Genomic DNA, 21,866 nt, shown 5'->3' with positions numbered 1-21,866 from the left:
AGCATCAGCGCTGCTCCAGTTGCCGGCGGTGCGCCTTCGCCAGGAGCTTTTCGTATTGAGGTGGACATGACGACCCGACTCCGTACTGCAATTCCAGCTGCATTCAAGCCGCAACGCCAAGCCCTGGCGCTTGAGCCGCGAATACTGTTTGACGGGGCAGCGGCGGCAGCGACCGCAGACCAGCACCAGCAGGATGCCGGCGATGCAGGCAAAAGCGACACGACGCACGCCACACCATCCGAGGCGCGTAGCGAGCCCGCCCAGCAAGCGTCTGCAGCGCGTCACCTGTTAGTGCTCGACAGCCGTATCGAAGGCCGCGAGCAACTCACCGCCAATCTGCCGGACAACGTTGACGTGCTGGTGGTGGAGGCTAATCAGGATGGACTGGCCGCGATTTCCAGCGCCCTGGCCAAGCTGGGCCAAGTCGACTCAATTCAAATTCTATCCCATGGTGCCGCCGGCGAGTTCACCCTGGGCAGCACCACCCTGACTGCCGAGAATGTTGGGCAATACGCGCAACCGTTGAGTCAATGGAGCCAGTCCCTGAACGAAGGCGCCGACATCCAGCTCTACGGCTGCAAGGTGGGCGAAGGCAAGGATGGGCGTACCCTGGTGGATGAACTGGCGCGCTGGACCGGCGCAGACGTGGGCGCCTCTGACGACAACACCGGTAGCGCTAAAGCGGGTGGCGATTGGAGCCTGGAAATCAGCAATGGCTTGATCGATAAGTCTATCGCGCTCTCCAGCGCGGCCATGAGCAGCTACGAGCGGTTGCTGGCTGCAGGTCCAAGCACTGGATTGTCCGGTGGTGCCGACGTCTTGTTGGGTGAGAACTTCACCTTCACGGTGACCTTCAGCAACAGCACTACCGATGCCGGTTATGCGCCCTTTATCGATCTATTCTTCCCCGCCACCGGCAAGGATGGCGCCGGCGCAGAAATTGACGACGGTATCACCTTCAGTTCCGCCAGCTACCTGGGCCAGACGCTGACCGCCCACGTATTGACCTTCGATGCCAATGGCAAGGCCAGCCACCCCTTGGCCGTCGGCACCGACGGCAAGCCCCTGGTTATCAACGCAGCTGACTTTGGAATGCGCGCGGGTGATCAGATGGTAGTTCTCGAACTGCCGTTCTCCAGCGTCAGCCAGGGCCAGCCGCCGATTGCCATTCAAGTGACCGCGACCTTAAGTAACCTGGCAGACACCGACTTCTCCTTCTCAGGCTCCACCCCTGACCTGACCATTCGTGCACGCAGTGGCTTTCAGTATGGCAACGATTCACTTAATAACCCTGCCACTGACCCGAGTATTCTTGAGCCTTCAGCCAATGCCGACAGCTACGTCGTGCACCCCACTGTCATTACGGTTGATCAAACGGTCAGCACACCGGAAGGTGAAACTGCCACCGGCCCGAACTTCGTGCGCACGCTATCTGGCACCATTACCCCCGCCGACTCGCAGACCTTGACCAACGTGGTGATCAGCCAGCCGGTGCCAGACAATGTCATTGTCAAAGGCATCACCCCGGCTGCCGGAGGCACAGTTGTATCCATAACCCTCTACGATGGTCGTGTGATTACCGACCCGGCCTTGATTCGGGTAACGCTCGCGCGCAATAACGACAGTAACCTCGGCAACGACGTGTATCTTCGCGAGTTCAGCGTGCGGTACCCGACGATCAGTGTCCCGACTGTCACCAGCGTGCAGTTTTTTGTGCCCGATGACGATGCCGATGGCGTTCCAGTCCTCAACCCGGTCACCGGCAATGATGTCGCCATCGTTTTCGATGGACCTACTGCTACCGGCGACTGGGTGCCGTTGGATCCGCGCGACGCTGCGGGTGGGCAGATCGAGTTCAGTGGCACTGGGCAGGATGTCAGCTTTATTGCCAAGTCGATTACCTTGCAAAAGGAGGTCACGGTCGCGATTGACGGTGGCACTGCCGGGGTAAGCCCGGGCGACACCCTCAGCTACCGTCTCAACATTGCCCTCTCCGACTATTTTGCCTTTGGCAAAACCTTCCTCGGCAATGGTAGTTTCGTGATTGCCGACAGCCTCGGTGATGGCCAGACCCTGGTGCCGGGCACGGCCACCTTGACCCTCACGGTCAACGGTGTCAGCCAGACCATCACCTTGATCAGCAGCGCTGTGGTCAATGCGGACGGTACTACGTCTATGCAGTTCGACGTTGCCGGATCTATCAGCAATGCCTTTGCCCTGCGCAACTGGCTCAACGGTGACCTGGCCTTTGACGATGTGCTGCAAGGCGCAACCCTGGCGGTGATCAGCTACCAGGCGCGAATCGGACAGAGCTATACACCACCAAGCGGCAACCCTCATCCTGAAATCAACGAAGGCGATCCGCTCGGCAACAACGCCACTGTTACCGCCACGGTACTGCTCGACCCCCTAAACCTCAGCGGCGACAACCAGAGCGACAGCTCCACTACCACCACGACCATCCCCACCAGCCAGGTTGAAATCAACCTGGCCGATCGCAACGGCAGTGGCGCGCCGGCACCTGGCACCGAGTTGCGCCCTGGTGACCGTGTCACCTTCCGCCTCAGCTACGATTTGATCACCGGCGACTACGAGAACTTCAAGCTCACGGCCTACCTACCGCTGCCGCTGTTCGACCTCAGCGGCCTGGACCTCAACACCATCTGGCGCCTGGCTACAGACAACACCAATCCAAATACTCCAACGTCCGTTACCCTCGGGCCAGGCAACTCGCTGGTGTTCACCTTCGCCGACTATGTAAACACCGGGGTCGAAGGCAGCCGTATTTCGATCGACTTCACCCTGACCGTCAGTGACCAGCCGTTCGCCGACCAACGTGCCTTCAACGTGCTGGGCGAATCCAGTCAGACCCGGACGCTGGACAAAAGCGCCCTGGTAACCACCGATGACGTGACCTTGATCGCCTCGGTCGCTGAGCCTGTGCTCAACATCAGCCATGGCGTAGTCTCCAGCAGCCATGGCACGGTATCGGGTACAACCGGTAGTTGGACGTTACCGGGCACCGCTGGCACGCCGTTCGCGGGCAGTATCACCGATATCAGCGCGGTCAATGGCAATGTCAGCGGCATCGACGCCAGTGATCGCCTGCGCCTGGCCACCGCCATCGAGAACTCCGGTGGTGGCAGTGCATTCGATGTGCGCACCAGCATCACGCTGCCGCCGGGGCTGTCCTTTGTCGGTGGCAGCCTGTCTGCCGCCAACTTGCAAATCTACCGTGGCGACGGCACACGGCTCATCGCCGGCACTCACTTCACCGTAAACAACGCCACCAACACTATTACCTTCATCGACGGCGCTGGGGTCGGCGCGCTTCTGGCCGGGCGCCCCGGCAGTGCTGCCGACAACAGCGGTGCCAACGTGGTAGTCATCACTTACGAGGTCAATGTCAGCGCCACCATCGCCGCCAGCTCTACGCTGCAAACCAGCGCCCAACTGCTCGGTTACGCCAGTGTCGAAGGTGGACAGAACTTCGTTGGCGCTACGCCATTGACCGACCTTGCCGGCCAGCAGGTCGCTGCCCCGACCATCAGTAAGAACTATGCGGGCGGCAGTCTCGACAATAGCGACTCCAGCGCCGCCCACACCACCGGCTCAAACCTGGTGGTCGGTGAAAGCATGCTTTACGACATCGTCGTGACGTTGCCTGAAGGGACTACCCAGAACCTGCGTATCGATGATCTGATACCGCCCGGCATGCGCCTGGACACCAGTTTTGAGGGTCGTGGCTATCTGGTGATCACCAGCGCTGGTGGCCTATTGGCGCAAAATTTTGGCGGTACCGTCACCATCGGCAGCTTAAGTGCACCCTCTGGCACCCTGGGCGCTGACGGTGCCGATGCGCGCTTCGTCTTTACAGTCTCCAGCGCCACCGGTGACAACAACACCGGCAACAACAGTTTCGTCATTCGCCTGCGCCTGGTTGCCAGTAACGTCACAGCTAACCAGACCAGCGCAGTCAGGCAAAACGACGCCACCCTCAACTACCGCGATCCCGACGGTGATACGCCAAATGGCACTACCGCAGTAAGCCGCGACGTGGCACTGACCGGCGCCAAACCCACCATCACCATTCAGGAACCAACCCTGCAACTCAACCAGCAACTGGTCACCCCGCCAGGGCTGGGTTTCGACCTAGGTGACAAGGTCGAGTACAACATCACCCTCAGCAACGGTACTGCGTCGAGCGACAATAACGCCTTCGATATCAATTTCAGCAGCGAACTGCCCACTGAGCTGGACGGTTTGACCCTGATCAGTGCGATTTACACGGTCAATGGTGTGAGCACCGATATCACTGGCAGCTTTACCCTCGACCCTACAGGTCGTACGCTGATCAACACCGGCAATGTCGATATCGCCAAAGGCGGCACCGTGCTCTTGCGCGTTTCCGGGGTGGTCAATGCCACCGGCGCATCGGTAGCGCAGTTCGACAACCTGGCACAAGTACGCTGGAGTAGCCTTGACGGTACGGTTGCAGGTGAACGAACCGGCAACGACGGCACACTCAACAGCGGCGTACTCAATGATTACCGCCGGGACAGCGTGCTCATCATTCCAGTGGCGCAAGGCATCAAGTTCTCGCGCGTGGGCGGGCTTACCGACACCGCAGCCCCCAACCCGACCAACGCCCTGGAAGAACAGGTCGCGGTCGGAGAAGTGATTCGCTACCGGGCGACTGTATTGGTGCCTGAAGGGAACAACCCCAACTACCAGCTGGTGATTACCTTGGGGCGTGGTTTGACCCTGGGCGACCTGAGTACCCTGCGTATCGGCTTCGTCTCCGATGGTGGCCTGGTCACCAGCCTGAATAACCTGATCACCAGCGGTACGTTGCAGATTCTTGGCAACGAGGACAGTCCAGAGGCCCAATTCATCACCCCGGATCTCTCTGGCGCAGCGCCGACCGGCGTGCTCAACCCGATTTATGTCCAACTCGATACCGATGCCAATGGCAATCAGATCGTTACCCTTAATTTGGGTAACATCACCAACGGCGCGCATGGCGCGGGTGACGATGGCAACGATGATGACCTTGAGGGCATCGTCGTCGAGTTCAATGCCCGGGTCAGCAACATTGTCGAAAACCAGGCCGGCGTGGGCCTCGACGCCATTGTTCAAGACCGTGTCAACGGCAACCTGCGGGCAACCAGTGATGTGCTGCGCGAGCGCATCGTCGAGTCCAGTTTCAGCGAGTTCAACAAGCAGGTCACCGACTTTACGCCCAACCCTGCCGGCACCACGGGCAATGCCACGGTCACCGTCAATTTCACCGCCAGCGGCGGCTTGCCAGCCTATGACGTGCACCTGAGCGACGGTTTCCCGACCGGCAGCAACTACAACCTGATCAGCGTTACCATCGGCGGCACACTCTATGGTCCGGGCAACCTGCCCGCGGGCGTGACCTTCAGCACCACAGGTGGGCTGAGCGTAGATATCGCTCGAATCGACATAGGTACGCGGGTCAGCGTGGTGTATTCAGTCGACGTTCCCAATGGCACGACTATCGCCAATACCGACGCCAACCTGAGCTGGAGCAGCCTGCCCGAAACGTTCACCAGTTGGGGCGGTACCACGGTTGGCGCCGACGGCAGCGCATCGGGCGAGCGTAACGGAACAGACGGTCCCGGTGCGGACGCTACAACCTTGAACAACTATGTCCTGCGCGAAGGTGCCGGACTTGGCATCATCAGCGGCACCCTCTGGAACGACACCGGCACCGCCGTCTCTTCACCCAATGACGTCGCCCCGGACGCAGACCCTGTTCCCGGCACCCCAGCCTACGAGCTGGCAATTGCCAACCAGACCATCAAGCTGATCTGGGCAGGCGTTGACGGAGTCCTCGGCAATGGCGACGACAAGACCTTCAGCACCACCACCGATAGCAATGGCCGCTTTATCTTCGGTGTTCTGCCCTCTGGCTTGTACCGTGTAGATGCACCGACCACCGTCAACAGCATCAGCCAGTTTGGCGAGCTGCGCATCCGCATCGATACCGACGGCAGCACCCTCGGCCAGGTCCGCGTGACATTGGGTGAAGGGAGTACCCAGCAAGCCAACTCCGGCTATGTCGAGGTCAACGACGCACCGGTCAACACCCTGCCCGGCTCTCAGTCTGGAAATGAGGACGCCCCACTGGCAATCCCCGGTATCAGCGTCAGCGACGTAGATGCCGAGCGCAACCCGAACGTCAACGGCCGGGCCATTCAGGTGACACTGACGGTGACTCACGGCACCCTGTCGCTCACCGGTGCTGCCACCGGGGTTAACGTAAGCGGCACGGGCACCACGTCTTTGGTGCTGTTGGGACGGATTGCCGACATCAACGCGGCGTTGGCCAGCCTGAGCTATTTGGGCAACCTGAACTTCAATGGCGTCGACTCCCTTCAGGTTCAAACCACCGATTTAGGCAACTATGGCGATTTCGATGGCAACGGCATTCCCGGACAACTGACCGATGCGCGCACCGACACCGACTTCCTGGTCATCAACCTCGAACCAGTCAACGATGCCCCCCTGGCCAATCCAGACACTGCCACCGCCGTAGAGGCCGGCGGCACCAACAACCAGCTGGACGGTATCGACCCACGTGGCAACCTGCTGGATAACGACACCGATGTCGATATCGCCACCAACGGTGATGTGCTCAATGTGATTTCGGTGACATCCCCACTGGGTGTTACCCGGGCGCTTACTGGCATTGATGTGATAGAGATTGCCGGGCGTTACGGCAAGTTGGTGCTGTCGGCCAATGGCGCTTATGAGTACATCATCGACAACAACAATGCCCAGGTTCAGGCACTGCGCCTGGCCGGCGACCAACTGACCGAAGTGTTCAGCTATACCATTGCCGATATCGGCCTGGGTGGCCCGCCGCTGCAGTCCACGTCCAGCTTGACCGTGGTGATTCAAGGCAGCAACGATGCACCGGTTGGAAACGCCGATTCGGCCACTGCCATTGAAAAAGGCGGCGTTGGCAACACCGATGTCGGCAAGCCCAACGATACCCCGCCCAGTAATTTCCCTGTTCCTGGCGCCGATGCCAGCGGCAATGTGCTGGACAACGATAACGATGTGGACGGCGGCGAAAAGCCGACAGACCCGATCGACTATGGCGAAACCATCCGTGTTTCCGGTATTCGCGCCACACCGGAAATCTCCCCTGCGCCCCTGACCACTGTGCCGGCCAACGGCAGTGTCAGCCTCACGGGCACCTATGGGACCTTGACCATCGCTTCCGATGGCACCTATAGCTATGTCATCGACAATAGCAATACCGCCGTACAACGCCTCGGGCCCAATGACAGCCTGACCGAAGTGTTCAGCTATCAAGTAACAGATGCCTTGGGCCTCAATGACCTGGCTGAACTGCGCATCACGGTCAAGGGCAACTATGATAATCCACTCGCCAGCGACGATGCAGCCCAGGCGCAGGCAGGTTCTGACTCTACCAATGAAAGTAACCCCAGCGGCAACGTTATTCAGTTCCCCAGCCGCCCGGGCAACACCGGCCCAGGTGGCACTGGCATAGACGCCGACGTCGACGCGGCGGACCGGCCCAATACCGTGTTGCAGGTCAATGGCATTCGCAGTGGCATCGAGGCCGTCAATGGCATCGAACCGAGCAATGGCGCGCTGGCGCCAGTCACCAGCGGACCGGTTTCCATCGCGGCGGTTTACGCCCGAGACAGCACGGGGGTGCCTATTGCCGTCGTCGCGGGCGACAACTTTGGCACTCTGACCATCAATCCCGATGGTTCCTTCACCTTCGACGTCAACAGCAACAACGCCGCGATTATCGCCCTACCCCGTGGGGTGTCGATGGAAGTGGTTTTTACCTATCAGCTTGTCGACTCGGCTGGGCTGACCGACACCGCGCAACTGGTGATTGTGGTCACCGGTGCCAACAATCCACCTCATGCACAGGACACCGTAGTGCTGGCCACTGAAGCGGGTGGCGTCGGTAACGGCACACCAGGCCTTGACCCCGGCGTTCCGCCCGCGCCAATTCGGCAAGTAACCTTTGCCGACCCTGATGGCGATCCAATCAGCGTGACGGGTATACGCACAGGGCTGCAAAGTGCAACCGACGGCACTGTCGGGGTGGTTGGCGACCCGCTGAACGGCAAATTCGGTGTCCTGACCATTCAGCCCGACGGCACCTACACCTATGTGATCGACAACAACAATTCTGAAGTCCAGGCGCTGCGCGGGATCGACGATTTGCTGGTGGAAGTCTTTACTTATCGGGTCACCGATTCCGACGGCGAATTCGACGACGCCCAGATCGTCATCGTCATCCGAGGCCAGAACGATAACCCGGTTGCTGGCAATGACTCGGCAACCGCCGTAGAAGCCGGCGGGGTCAACAACAACAGCAGTGGCGGCGTCAACCCGACCGGTAACGTATTGACCAATGACAACGACGTCGATGGCGGTGTCGGCGACCCGACCGACTACGGCGAAACCAGCAGCGTGGCCTCGGTACGCACCGGCGCCACCGAGGGCGCTGGCAATGCCGGCACGCTGGGGAGCGAATTGCGCGGTACCTACGGCTGGCTGACCCTCAATGCCGATGGCAGCTACAGCTATCGCCTGGACAACAGCATGGCGGCCGTGCAAGCCCTGCGTCCCGGCAACACACTGACTGATGCCTTCAACTACCACGTTATCGATACCGCAGGCGCTACCGACATTGCAGTGTTGAACATCACCATCCAGGGCAGCAACGACGCGCCTGTCGCCAACCCCGACAGTGCACTGGCCGTCGAGGCTGGCGGCTTGAACAACGCCACCCCTGGCAGTAACCCCAGCGGCAACGTGCTCAGCAACGACACTGACGTTGACCAGTTTGGCGAAAAACTGACGGTCATCGCAGTTCGCCAAGGGCCTAACGCTGGCAGCGTAGGCAGCAGCTTTACCGGTCAGTACGGCAGCCTGACCTTGAACGCCGATGGCAGCTACACCTACCTGGTCGACAACAACAATCCGCAGGTGCAAGCCTTGCGCACGGCCGGCGCCACTGTCAGTGAATTTTTCACCTACACCATCCGCGACCTTTCGGGTGCGCTCAGCGCCGCCAATCTGACCATCACGATCCGCGGCCAGAACGACAATCCGCTCGCGGTCAACGATACCGCCATTGCTGTCGAAGCCGGTGGCACCAATAACGGCACCGCAGGCCTCAACCCCACTGAAAACCTGTTAAGTAATGACACTGACGTCGATGCGGGTGACAGCAAGACCGTCAATGGCATTCGCGCGGGCAGCGAAGCGGCAGGTGGCACCTTCACCGCAGTCACCGGCCCGCAGACCGTCTCTGGGATATACGGCACCTTGACGGTGTTTGCCAACGGCGATTATCGCTATCAAGTCAACAACGCACTGGCTGCCGTCCAGGCCCTGAAACCGGGCGATACCCTTCAGGAGGTGTTCACCTATCGCATGCGCGACACTGCCGGGGCCGAGGACATCGCCCAGTTCAGCCTGACCATTCAAGGCGCGTGGGATGCCCCGGTGGCCCGAGACAACGTCAATCTTGCCGTGGCCGATAATGGCGATGGCCTGACCATCAACCCCAGCGGCAATGTACTGCCTAACGACAGCGATGTTGACCAAGGCGATGTACTTACAGTGACCGGCATTCGTACCGGTCCGGAAAGTGGCACGGGGGTGGCCGGCACGGTTGGCAATGTGTTGATCGGCCAATATGGCACACTGGTAATCAATGCCGACGGCAGCTACACCTACCACGTCGACAGCTCCAACCCGGCCGTTCTGGCGTTGGATCTGCTGCAGACAGTGGTCGATAAATTCACCTACCAAGTGACCGACCGAGGCGGTCTCACCGACCTCGCGCAACTGTCGATCATCGTCATCGGACGCAATGATGTGCCCGATGGCATTGATGATGCTGCCACTGCTGTCGAGGCGGGCGGATTGAACAATGCGACGCCTGGCTTCAACCCCAGCGGCAATGTGCTCAGCAACGACATCGACCTTGAAAACGATGTATTGACAGTCTCGGCAATCCGAACCGGCAGTGAAACCGGTACAGGCACCGATGGCACGGTAGGCACCACCCTCCGTGGGCTGTATGGCGACCTGGTGATGAACGCCGACGGCAGTTGGACCTACACCGTCGACAACAGCCTGGCAGCGGTGCAAGCGCTGCGCACCAGTGGCCAGGTACTGGTAGATGTATTCACCTATACAGTGGTCGACCCTCACCAGGCCGATGACACTGCACAGCTGACCATCACCATAGACGGTCGCAACGACACGCCAATTGCCGTCGACGACAACAGCATCGCTGTCGAGGCGGGAGGTGTGAGCAATGGCAAACCCGGTGTAGACCCACGCGGTAATGTGCTGGACAACGACACCGACGTCGACAGCAGCGCCTTGGGCGAAACCCGCCAAGTGCTATCGGTGACCAGTGAAACCGGTAACACCGCCCTCGCCGGCCAGACCATCGCCGGGCGCTACGGCCACCTGCTGCTCAATGCCGACGGCAGCTACCAGTACGTTTTGGACAATAACAATCCAACCGTGCAGGCCCTGCGCACGGCAGGTGAAACCCTGCGTGAAGTGTTTACTTACCGCATGCACGACACTGCCGGGGTCGAGTCGCAGGCGCGGCTCAATATCCTCATTCAAGGCGCCAACGACAGTCCGCTTGCCCGCGACGACAGCAACGTCGCCAGCGACCAGACCACAGCGCCGCAAAGCTCCGGTAATGTCCTGCCCAATGACAGCGATGTCGACGCTGGCGACCAATTGAGCGTCAGCGCCATTCGTACCGGTGCTGAAACCGGCACCGGCACCCATGGTGTGCTCGGCCAACCGCTGGCCGGTCGCTACGGCACACTGGTGATAAACGCCGATGGCAGCTACACCTACACCATCGACATGAGCAATCCGCAAGTACTGGCCGCCGCCGGGCTGGGTCAAGTGCTCCAGGATGTCTTCACCTACACCCTTGTCGATCGAGCCGGCGCCACGGACCTTGCCCAGTTGACCATTTCGCTAGACATCACCGCCCCGTTCATCCCGGCCCCCGCCGGCCCGTTCTTCGGCCGCGATGCAGTGGACCCGCTGCACAACTTGCCGCTGCCCGATGTACAGCCGGCAGTGTTCGTCGGCCCCGTGGTTGAAGCGCAAAGCCGCGCGCTCGAGCTTTCCAGCTGGCAGGCCGACGGCAGCAACTTGAGCTATGGCCTGATCCCTGAAATTCGTAGCGAAACCTTGAACCAGCGCTTGGGCCTGGAACAAGGTCAGTTCGTTGCCAAGGCCGTGCACAACAGCAGTCGCGAAAGCAGCCTGGACATGGCCTGGATTCTCGGCCGCCAGTCACGCATCAACCTCAGCGCCGACGGCCTGCTGCCTGACCCTTCGGTTTTTGCCAGCGACGCTGCGCACATGAACAAGGGCGATGCCCAGTTGCCACCGCCTTCCGAAGCACGCATTGCCTCCGGTTTTCGCGCCCAACTGCGTGAAGCGGCCGAGCGCCTGCGGGCAATGGACAACGGTACCCGCGAATAAGCAAGGACCAAGGACAGACCATGCCAAAACTGCCTCAGACATTGTTCAGTACGGCCATTGCTTCCACCTTTTTGCTCGCCGCCTGTTCTGCGACCAAGCCTGTCGAATACACCGAGGATGAAACCCGGCAACGGATCATTCAGGACCAGGCGCAGATGTATGCAAACCAGGAGCCGGTAACCACACCCATCACCTTCTACGAGGCCGCTGCACGCGCCCTCAAGTACAATCTTGATTACCGCCTGAAACTGATGGAAGGCGCACTGGCCAGCGACCTGCGCGACGTTTCCAGCCACGAAATGCTGCCGCGCCTGGTAGCTTCGGCCGGGTACGCGGGGCGTAACAATGATTCCGGTGGCACCTCCATCGGTATCGAAGACCGCGAACAGAGCTTGCGTGCATCGACGTCTGAAGAGCGCTACCGGCAAATCTACGGGCTCGGTTTGAGTTGGAGCCTGTTGGACTTCGGCGTGGCCTATTACCGCACCCAGCAGAAAACCGACCAGATCCTCATGGCCGAAGAGCGCCGCCGCAAGGTGGCACAGAATGTTCTGCAAGACGTACGCAATGCTTACTGGCGGGCCCTCAGCGCGCAGCGGTTGATGCCGCAGGTGGACCGCTTGCTGGTACGCACCCATCAGGCGCTGCTTTCAGCACGTCAAGCCGAGACCAAGGGCCTGCTGCCGCGCCAGGAGGTATTGTCGTACCAGCGCGCGCTGCTCGATTCCATCTATCTGTTGACTGTGCGCCGCCAGGACCTGGAGTTTGCCCGCGCCGAGTTGTCGGCACTGATGTCGCTGCCACCCGGTTCTCGGTTAATCCTGGCTGATCAGGTCGAGCCAACCCTGCCGGAGTTGTCCCAGGACATCAACAAGCTCGAATTGCTGTCGTTGAACCACCGTCCCGAAATCATGGAGGAGTGGTACCGCAAGCGGGTCAACGAGAACGACCTGAAGATCGCCAAGACTCAACTGTGGCCGAACGTGAGCCTGGACTTCGGTTACAAGTACGACTCCAACAAATACCTCTATAACAACGACTGGAACGAGACCGGCCTGCAAGTCTCGATGAACCTGCTGCGCCTGTTGCAGTTGCCTTCGCTCAATCGCGCCGCCGAGTCGCAGAGCAAAACCGATGACATGCGCCGGGTGGCGTTATCGATGGCGATCCTCACTCAGGTACGGGTGGGCACCTTGCGCTACCAACTGGCACGCCAGGAAGTTGAATTTGCCGATCAAAGCCTGCGCGTCGATCAGAGTTTACTGAGCTACGCTGAAGCTGCACGCACCACTGCCTATGGCTCAGAGCTGGAGGTGATACGTGCCGAGGGTCGCTACCTGCTCTCGCGCTACCAGCGTGAGGCGGCTTATTCCAGCGCCCAGGCGGCGTGGGGACGGTTGTACAACTCGGTCGGCCTGGACACGCTACCCCAACAGATCGAACAACACAGCATCAAAACCCTGGCGCAGGAAATCCAGCGCACCGTGGAAAATCAGGAACGCGGCAACCTTCTGGCCATGCAAGGAACGCCGAATGCCAAACAGCCTTGAGCGCAGTCTGCTCGCAGTAATCCTGTCCTTGATCCTCAGCCCTGCAGTAGCCGATGAAACGGCACCACTGCCCAGCAGCAACGAGCCGAGTACGATTCGCGTGTTGCTGGTTGCCGGGCTTGAAACCACCCTCTCCAGCCAGATGGCCGGCACCCTTGGCGAGTTCAAGGCAGCGCTCGGCCAACATGTGGCCAAGGATGCGGTGTTGGCGCGCTTTGACTGCGCCGAAGCCCAGGCGCGCTCGCGAGTCGCTGCCGCCGAACTGACCATGGCCCGGCAAAACCTCGAAGCCAAACGCAACCTGCGCAAGCTCGACGCTGTGGGCGACCTTGAAGTGAATATGGCCAACACTGAAGTGCAGAAGGCCGATGGTGCACGCGCCATGGCGCAGGCCCAGAGCGGCTACTGCGTGGTACAGGCGCCTTTTGCCGGGCGCGTGGCCAAAGTGCATGCCAAACCTTTCCAAACCGTAGCCGCAGGCACACCGCTGTTTGACCTGGTCAGCGATGGCGCACTCAAGGTGCGGTTGAATGTGCCGTCCAGCCTGTTGCCTCAGCTCAAGGCAAACCAGGCGCTTGAGGTGAGCATTCTGGAAACCGGCAAAGCCTACCCAGCGCATGTCAGCGCCATCAACGCACGGGTAGACGCCGTTGCCCAAACCGTGGAGTTGGAGGCACGCCTGGACGCCGCACACCCGGACCTGATCGCTGGCATGAGCGGCACCGCACGCTTCCCTGGCGCCAATGACTGAGCCGCTACCGCACCCGCAGCTGCTGTTGGCGATCGCAGCCCTGCGTGACAAAGCCCTGGCCGCCGACTCGTTGAATGCGCTGGGATTCTCCATCGCCAACGATCCCTATCCCCTGCTGCAGTACCACCAGGCCCTGGTCTTCCAGCAGCAAGGGCAGATCCTCGAACTGTTGTGCGTATCGGGCCTGGCCCGGCCGACTGAAGACTCGCCTTACCTGGTGTGGCTGCAACGTGCCGTACGTTGGGTTGCCAGCCAAGTGCAAGACAACAAGCCGCTGTGGCTTGCCCGTGATGCCGTTACCCCAACGCCTGACATCGAAGAAGGTTGGGCCGAGTGGTGGCCTGCAGGGCTGTGGTGTATCCCGTTGCTGGACCGCGAGGGTGAGCGTTTAGGCCTGGTGCTGTTTCTCTTGGACAATCCACCCGCGCCTGCGCTTGAACCCCTGTTCGACGGCCTGTGGCTTACCTGGGCGCATTGCTGGGCAGGCTTTGGCAAAAAACGCCGGCTATCGCGCTGGCGGCCGAGCAAACGCCAATTGTTGCTGGGCCTGGCAGTAGCGGTGGCTTTGTTACTGGTCCCGGTTCGGCAAACCGCCTTGGCTCCTGCTGAAATCGTCTCGCGCCAAGCGATGATCATCAGCTCACCCATCGATGGTGTGATTCAGGGCATGCAGGTGCGTCCCAATCAGAGCGTAGAGAAAGACACGCTGTTGTTCAGCCTGGATGAAACCACCCTCAACAGCCGTGCCGATGTTCTGAGCAAGGAAGTCGCCGTAGCCGATGCCGAGTTGGCGGCGGCCAGCCAGCGAGCGTTTGACAACCCGCAAAGCAAAAGCGAGCTGACCCTGTTGAATGGCCGAGTGCAGCAGCGCCGGGCGGAGCTGGCGGCAGTCAAGGCGCAACTGCGGCGCACCCAGGTTCGCGCACCCCGGGCAGGCGTGGCGGTCTACAGCGATCCCAACGATTGGCTGGGCAAGCCGGTGTCCACTGGCGAGCGAATCCTGTTGATTGCCGAGCCCAAGCAACCGGCGATGCTTATCCAGTTACCGGTGGCCGATGCCATCGCCTTGGAGCCCGGCGCCGAAGTGACCTTGTTCCTCACCGCCTACCCGCTGACCCCACTCAACGGCAAAGTTCTCGAGACCAGCTACCAGGCACGCGCCAATGAAGAAGGCGTGGTGGCGTACCGCTTGCTCGCCAGCATCGACGGCCAACCTGAACACGCGCGACTTGGCCTGCACGGCACCGCCCGCTTGTACGGGGAACGCGTGGTGCTGGGTTATTACCTGCTGCGTCGGCCTTTCGCCGCGCTGCGGGCCTGGAGCGGCATGTGATTGGCGTCGACCCGGCGCAACTGCCGTCGCAGCCACTGCGCGAAGACCTGCGCCTGCTGGAAACCGCCCCGGACAGCAGCGGCGAACCGGCCTGGGTGATTCAGGACACAGTGGTCAACCGCTTCTACCGCATCGGCTGGCTGGAGTTTGAGTGCCTGTTGCGCTGGGACCGCACGCCGAACGACATTTGCCAAGCCATTCACGCAGAAACCCCGCTGCGTCCGGACGTGGAGCAAATCGTGGAGTTTCGCCAGTTTCTGGAGCACCACCAACTGGTCCGCCCCGGCCGCGAGGCCCTCGCCCGCCTGGTGGCGCGCAGCAAGGATAATGCCTGGCTGAGCTGGAGCTGGTGGCTGCATCACTACCTGTTTTTCCGCATACCGCTGCTGCGCCCACAGCATCACCTGCAGTGGCTGGCAGAGAAACTCGACTGGCTGTTCAAACCGCTGACCGCGGTGCTGATCGTGTTGCTGGGCTTGACCGGCGTACTGTTGGTGCTGCAACAGTGGGATACCTTTACCTCGGCGGTGGTGGAGTCGTTTTCAGCTTCAGCCCTGGTCAGTTTTGCCATTGCTCTGGCGCTGGCCAAGACCCTGCATGAGCTGGGGCACGCGTTGGTCGCCACCCGCCTGGGCCTGCGCGTGGGTCATATGGGCATCGCCTTTGTGGTCATGTGGCCAATGCTCTACACCGACACGGGCGAAAGCTGGAAGCTGCGCAGTTCCAGGCAGCGCCTGGCCATTGCCTCCGCGGGCATCCTCACCGAGCTGGCCTTGGCCGGGCTTGCCACGTTGGGCTGGGCGTTGTCCGATCCTGGCCCATTGCGCAATGCCCTGCTGTACCTGGCAACCACCAGTTGGGTGCTGTCGCTGGCACTCAACGCCAGCCCGTTCATGCGCTTTGATGGCTATTTCATTCTTTCTGACTTGCTCGACTTCCCCAATTTGCACGAGCGCTCCTCGGCCTTGGCCCGAGTCACCCTGCGCCGTGTACTGCTGGGCTTGAATGAGGAATGGCCGGAACACTTTCACCCCGCTAAACGACGAGCGCTGGTGACCTTTGCCATAGTGACCTGGGTGTACCGCTTGGTACTTTTCCTGGGCATCGCCGTGGCGGTTTACCTGCTGTTCTTCAAGCTGCTGGGTATTTTTCTGTTCGCCGTGGAGTTGGCGTGGTTCATCGTCATGCCGGTATGGCGCGAGCTCAAATACTGGTGGAAGCATCGTGAAGGGGTAAACACCGGCCACCGGCGTGCCTGGTGGGCAATCGGCGCGCTGATCGTATTGCTGCTGGCAGTACCCTGGCGCTCGCAGGTTCAGGCCTTGGGTGTGGCCCGGGCCGAACATCAACTGCGGGTGTTCGCCCCTTACCCTGCACGTTTGCAGGCCTTGCATCGCGCTGGCCACGTCGCCGCCGGTACCGCTCTGGTCACCCTCGAAGAACCTGATATTGCCTCGCGTCTGTCGACCAGCGAGGCCAGTGTCAAAAGTTATCAGGCTCGCCTCGGCGGCCTGATTGCCGACCCTTCTGGTGCCGACCAGGCCATCGCCACCCGCCAGCGCCTGGACGTACAGTTCGAAGAAGCGCGCGCAGCACGGTCGGAAATTGCCCGGCTGACGTTGCAAGCCCCGTTCGAAGGTCAATGGCTCGACCTGGACCCTAACTGGCAAACCGGGCAATGGGTCAGCAGTCGCGAACCCATCGGCATCCTGGTCGACCCACGGCATTGGCAGGTTGACGCCTACGTCGACCAGGATGAAGTGCAGCGTCTTGTAGCGGGCGGCGCGGTGCGCTTTTACCCCGAAGGACAACCAACCCCCATCACTGGCAGCGTGCTCGCTATCGGCAGTACACGCGTCAGTCAACTGCACCACGAAATGCTCGCCTCGCGTTTCGGCGGACCGCTGACGGTCGCCAGCCGGGGCAAGGAACTATTGCCGACGCCCCCACTGTTCCATGTGTTGATCAAACTCGATGGTGCGCCAACCACCTTGCGCGAAACCCGCGGTCGGCTGCAGATCGCTGGTGAACGTCGCAGTTTGCTAGGCCAAGGGTTTATCCATGTGGCGGCAGTGTTGCTGCGAGAGAGTGGGTTTTAACATCGTGTTAAAACCCATATTCAATCAACATCAAAATGCCACCAATCATCTAATCATTTAAGTGCTTCCATCACACTTGGGTTACCGAACGGTTAATTATCCTCTCGATACGAAAACAATAGCGTCACCATCACACTACAGCGCCTAAGTTTAAGTAGCCAATTTTCACCAATAGTAGGAAATCTCATCCATCAAATTAAACGATTCAGTGGTTGAGAGACGCCGACATTTTCGCCTAAGCCGCCGACTTTGTAGGCACGACCTGACAGATAAAGTAGCAAGTTGTTCATTTAAAAGTTGCTGCGCGACAGAAACCTTCTACGTTTATCTAAGCGCGCGTACAGCTTTGATAGTGCCTTTCCCGACCAGCAGGAGCATAGCGATGAGTTTGGAGATAAAGTCTGGGCATTTTTTTCCAGTAGTTCGAAAGCTCGCAAAGTAGCGGGCATGACATGTTCACTGGTCGTCGCCATCGCGCTAGCGACCCAAGCAATGGCCGCAGAGCAACCAAAAGCCGCGACTGAGGCCACGAAAGCTGCGAATAACGCCTTACTCAAAGAACTACCGTTCAATGACAAGACATCCTTCGAGTTGGCCCACAAAGGCTTTATTGCTCCATTACCTTCAGAGGTCATAAAGGGCAAGACCGGAAATGTAATCTGGGACCCGGCCAAATACGCCTTCATCAAAGAGGGCGAAGTAGCGCCCGACACCACCAACCCAAGCCTGTGGCGCCAGTCACAACTGATCAACATCTCAGGCCTGTTCGAAGTTACCGATGGTATCTACCAGGTGCGTAACTACGATCTGTCGAACATGACCATCGTCGAAGGCAAGGAAGGCATCACCATCTTCGACCCGTTGATTTCCAGCGAAACCGCCAAGGCGGCGCTTGACCTGTACTTCAAGCACCGTCCAAAGAAACCGGTAGTCGCGGTGATCTATACCCACAGCCATGTTGACCATTACGGCGGTGTGCGCGGGGTAATCAACGAAGACGACGTCAAGGCTGGCAAGGTCAAAGTTTATGCACCCAAGGGCTTTCTCGAACATGCAGTAGCCGAGAACGTCATGGCCGGTACGGCCATGAGCCGTCGGGCCAGCTACATGTACGGGAACCTGCTGCCGCCGAATGAAACAGGTCAGTTGGGCGCAGGCCTGGGTACCACCACCTCTGCCGGTACCGTGACCCTCATCCCGCCGACCGACATCATCGAAAAAACCGGCGAGACCCGCGTTATCGACGGTTTGACCTATGAATTCCTCTACGCGCCGGGAAGCGAAGCACCAGCCGAGATGTTGTATTACATCAAGGAGAAAAAGGCCCTGAACACGGCCGAAGACTCTACCCATACGTTGCACAACACCTACTCGCTACGTGGCGCGAAAATCCGCGAACCACTGCCATGGTCCAAATACCTCAACGAAGCGTTGAAGATGTGGGGCGATGATGTCCAGGTGATGTACGCCATGCACCACTGGCCGGTCTGGGGCAACAAGGAAGTAAAGGATCAGTTGTCCTCGCAACGTGACATGTACCGCTACATCAACGACGAAACCCTGCGTCTGGCCAACAAGGGTTACACCATGACCGAAATCGCCGAGCAGGTAAAACTGCCCAAGTCGATTGCCAACCGCTTTTCCAACCGTGGCTACTACGGTTCGCTGAATCACAACGTCAAAGCAACCTATGTCCTGCACCTGGGCTGGTTCATCGGTAACCCGGCCACATTGTGGGAATTGCCGCCTGAAGAAGAAGCCAAGCGTTTCGTCGACATGATGGGTGGTGCCGATACCGTACTGAAGAAGGCCAAGGAGTACTACGACAAGGGTGACTTCCGTTGGGTGGCCTCGGTGGTAAACAACGTGGTGTTTGCCGAGCCAGGCAATCAAGCGGCGAAAAACCTGCAGGCCGATGCCTTGGAACAACTGGGCTATCAGGCCGAGAGTGGTCCATGGCGCAACTTCTACCTGACCGGCGCCCAGGAACTTCGCAACGGCGTGCAGAAATTGCCAACTCCGGACACTGCAAGCCCGGACACGGTGAAGGCGATGGACCTGGACCTGTTCTTCGATTACCTGGCGATGCGCCTGAAAGGGCCCGAAGTCGAAGGCAAGCACATCACGCTCAATCTCGACTTCACCGATCTGAAGCAGAAGTACACGCTGGAGATGGTCAACGGTGTACTCAACCATACCGAGGGCATGCAATCGAAGGACGCAGACGCCACCATCACCCTGACCCGCGACACGCTTAACAATCTGATGCTCAAGCAAACCACGCTCAAAGACGCCAAGGGTTCGGGGGATATCAAGGTTGAAGGTAACGAAGGCAAGCTGGAGGAGTTGATGAGCTACATGGACAACTTCGACTTCTGGTTCAACATCGTCACGCCATAACGCGTCAACCTTGGGAGATGGCGGCAACTGGAAGGCAGCCGCCCTCTCCCCTGGTCGCTCAAAGTTGCCGTTTCAGGCTTCAACCAGTCAGTTAATTCGGAGCGTTACCATGCAGGCCAAATCACTTGCTGCAGCGTTGTGTGTGTGTGTTCTTTGGCGCTCTCAGGTTGCGCCAGTAAATATGTTGAACCCGACCAGTATTCCGGTTTTCTCAAGGACTACAGTGCCTTGAAGGAAGAAAAGTCACCGTCTGGTGCAGCGGTTATGCGCTGGATCGAACCAGGTTTGAACGTGAACAAGTTCAGCAGCGTTTATGTCGAGCCAAGCCAGCTTTATCCCAAACCTCAAGCCACTGAAAAAATTCCTGACTCGACCCTCCAAGGCATCACCCAATACTACAATCAGGCCCTACAAACACAATTCTCCAAAGTCCTGCCGCTGGCCAAAGGCCCAGGGCCGGGTGTATTGGTCGTGCGCCCCGCGATCACGGCGGTATCCGCCAAGACCAAAGGGCTGCGCCCGTACGAAGTGATCCCGATCGCACTGGTGGCTGCAGGCGTCAGTGCTGCAACCGGTATTCGAGACCAAGACACCAGCCTGTCGACTGAAGCCCAGTTCCTCGATGCCAGCAACAACAAGGTCGTTGCCCAGGTGGTACGCAAGGGCGCTGGGGCCGATCTGGACAACTCCGACCAAGTGATGACTGCCAAGGATGCCAGGGCGGTGCTCGATGGCTGGGCGATCGACATCGTCAAATCGTTCGAGCAACTCAAGAGCAAACACTAAGACATGGCCCAACGACCTGCCGACGTCAGCGGCAGGTCGAATTCAATGGATTGACCATGAGGAGGCTTAATGAAGTCAGCCACGTGTGATCTCGACCATGGTGTGCGCCTTACAGGCCTGGCGTTGAGCTTATGTCTGCTAAGCAGCGAAGCGGGGGCTGGAGGCATTCTGATCTACGAGGCAGGCCAGGAGAGCAATGGCCTCGCCAATGCCGGTTCTGCTGCGCTGGCAACCGACCCTAGCGTGTTGATGAGCAACCCTGCGGGCCTTACCGAGTTACAGGGCACCCAGATCAGCGCCAACGCGCAAGTGATCCTCGGTGACATGCGTTTCTCACGCGACAGTCGCAACCAGTTCGACGGCAACGAAGGCGGCAACGCGCTTCAGTACCTGCCCGGCGCCAGCCTGTTCATCAGCCACCAGATCGATGAACGCTCGGCAATCGGCTTTGGCATGTACGGCAATTTTGGCCTGGCACTGGATTACGATGATGACTGGGCCGGCCGCTACTTCAACCAGGAGGCGGCGATTATTGGCGTGTCATTGCAACCGACGCTGGCTTACAAGTTTACCGATGACCTGTCCATCGGTATTGGCCCGCGGATCATGGTCGCCTACTACCGTAACGAGATGGCCATCAACAACAACCTGCTGGGGCTGCTGGATCGCCCCGATGGCCAGCTTGAGTACAAGGACACCGACGTCGGCACCGGGGTCAACGTGGGGCTGTTGTACAAACTGAGCGAGCGCACCCAGATTGGCTTCGCCTATACCAGCAAGATCGACCTGGAATTCAAGGACAAGCCTGATGTGGACAAGGTCGACAACCTTATCCTCAATGGCGCACTTGGCCGCTTGGGTACCGACTCGCTGGAGCTGGATATGGCGGTGCCGCAAACCGCGCTGTTCAGTATCGCCCACGACCTCAATGCGCAATGGAAGCTATTGGGCAGTCTCGGCTGGCAGGACTGGAGCGAATTTGGCAACATCGGCGTCGAAGTGGATGCCGATGCCCTGGGCGTCAGTCGCACTGTCGATCGCGAGTACAAAGACACCTGGCATGCCTCTGTCGGTACGCAGTACCAGATCAATCCGCGCCTGCGCTTGAGTTTGGGCCTTGGTTACGACAGTTCTGCGGTGGACGACAAAGACCGCACGGTCGACAACCCCATGGGCGAAGCCTGGCGGTTGGCGACTGGGGTCAACTACCAGATTGACCAGGGCCTGGACGTGCACGCCGCGTACACACTGGTCTGGCTTGGTGACATGGACGTGGAGCAAACCAAGGCGCGCTCAGGTACCACGTTGTCTGGCACTTATCGCAATGCCGCCCTGCACATCCTCGGTGCCGGGGCTACGTGGCGATTCTAACGCTGCCCCCGTTG

General features: G+C 59.7%; 8 protein-coding genes. All 8 read left to right on the top strand.

Annotated elements, in window-relative coordinates; all coding sequences use genetic code 11:
• Window positions 1-66: 66 nt before the first annotated feature.
• The 8 genes from H8F21_RS25150 (at window position 67) to H8F21_RS25115 (ending at window position 21,852) form a co-directional block, all read left to right on the top strand.
• Complete coding sequence (locus H8F21_RS25150) at window positions 67-11,562, top strand: VCBS domain-containing protein (RefSeq protein WP_203585564.1); 11,496 nt, start codon at window positions 67-69, stop codon at window positions 11,560-11,562.
• Between the two features lie 20 nt (window positions 11,563-11,582).
• The gene (locus tag H8F21_RS25145; RefSeq protein ID WP_203585563.1) at window positions 11,583-13,112 is read left to right on the top strand and encodes a TolC family protein; all 1,530 of its coding nucleotides are present in this window, start codon (window positions 11,583-11,585) and stop codon (window positions 13,110-13,112) included.
• Complete coding sequence (locus tag H8F21_RS25140) at window positions 13,096-13,863, top strand: efflux RND transporter periplasmic adaptor subunit (protein ID WP_203541361.1); 768 nt, start codon at window positions 13,096-13,098, stop codon at window positions 13,861-13,863. The genes H8F21_RS25145 and H8F21_RS25140 overlap by 17 nt, the downstream gene beginning before the upstream one ends.
• Entirely contained in the window at window positions 13,856-15,196 is a 1,341-nt protein-coding gene (locus tag H8F21_RS25135) for an efflux RND transporter periplasmic adaptor subunit (RefSeq protein ID WP_203541362.1), read from the top strand. The genes H8F21_RS25140 and H8F21_RS25135 overlap by 8 nt, the downstream gene beginning before the upstream one ends.
• Entirely contained in the window at window positions 15,196-17,295 is a 2,100-nt protein-coding gene (locus H8F21_RS25130) for an HlyD family efflux transporter periplasmic adaptor subunit (RefSeq protein ID WP_413243050.1), read from the top strand. The genes H8F21_RS25135 and H8F21_RS25130 overlap by 1 nt, the downstream gene beginning before the upstream one ends.
• Before the next feature lie 447 nt (window positions 17,296-17,742).
• On the top strand, window positions 17,743-19,695 hold the full coding sequence (locus tag H8F21_RS25125; protein WP_203482549.1) for an alkyl/aryl-sulfatase: 1,953 nt from the start codon (window positions 17,743-17,745) through the stop codon (window positions 19,693-19,695).
• Between the two features lie 138 nt (window positions 19,696-19,833).
• Window positions 19,834-20,481 (top strand): DUF3313 domain-containing protein, encoded by a 648-nt coding sequence (locus tag H8F21_RS25120; protein ID WP_413243049.1) that lies wholly within the window; start codon window positions 19,834-19,836, stop codon window positions 20,479-20,481.
• A 69-nt stretch (window positions 20,482-20,550) separates the two neighbouring features.
• A complete protein-coding gene (locus H8F21_RS25115; RefSeq protein ID WP_203482505.1) occupies window positions 20,551-21,852 on the top strand; it encodes an OmpP1/FadL family transporter in 1,302 nt (433 codons plus the stop codon).
• The last annotated feature ends 14 nt before the right edge of the window (window positions 21,853-21,866 follow it).

Source organism: Pseudomonas arcuscaelestis (assembly GCF_016881005.1).
Lineage (GTDB): Bacteria > Pseudomonadota > Gammaproteobacteria > Pseudomonadales > Pseudomonadaceae > Aquipseudomonas > Aquipseudomonas arcuscaelestis.
This window is presented reverse-complemented; position numbering and strand designations above follow the sequence as displayed.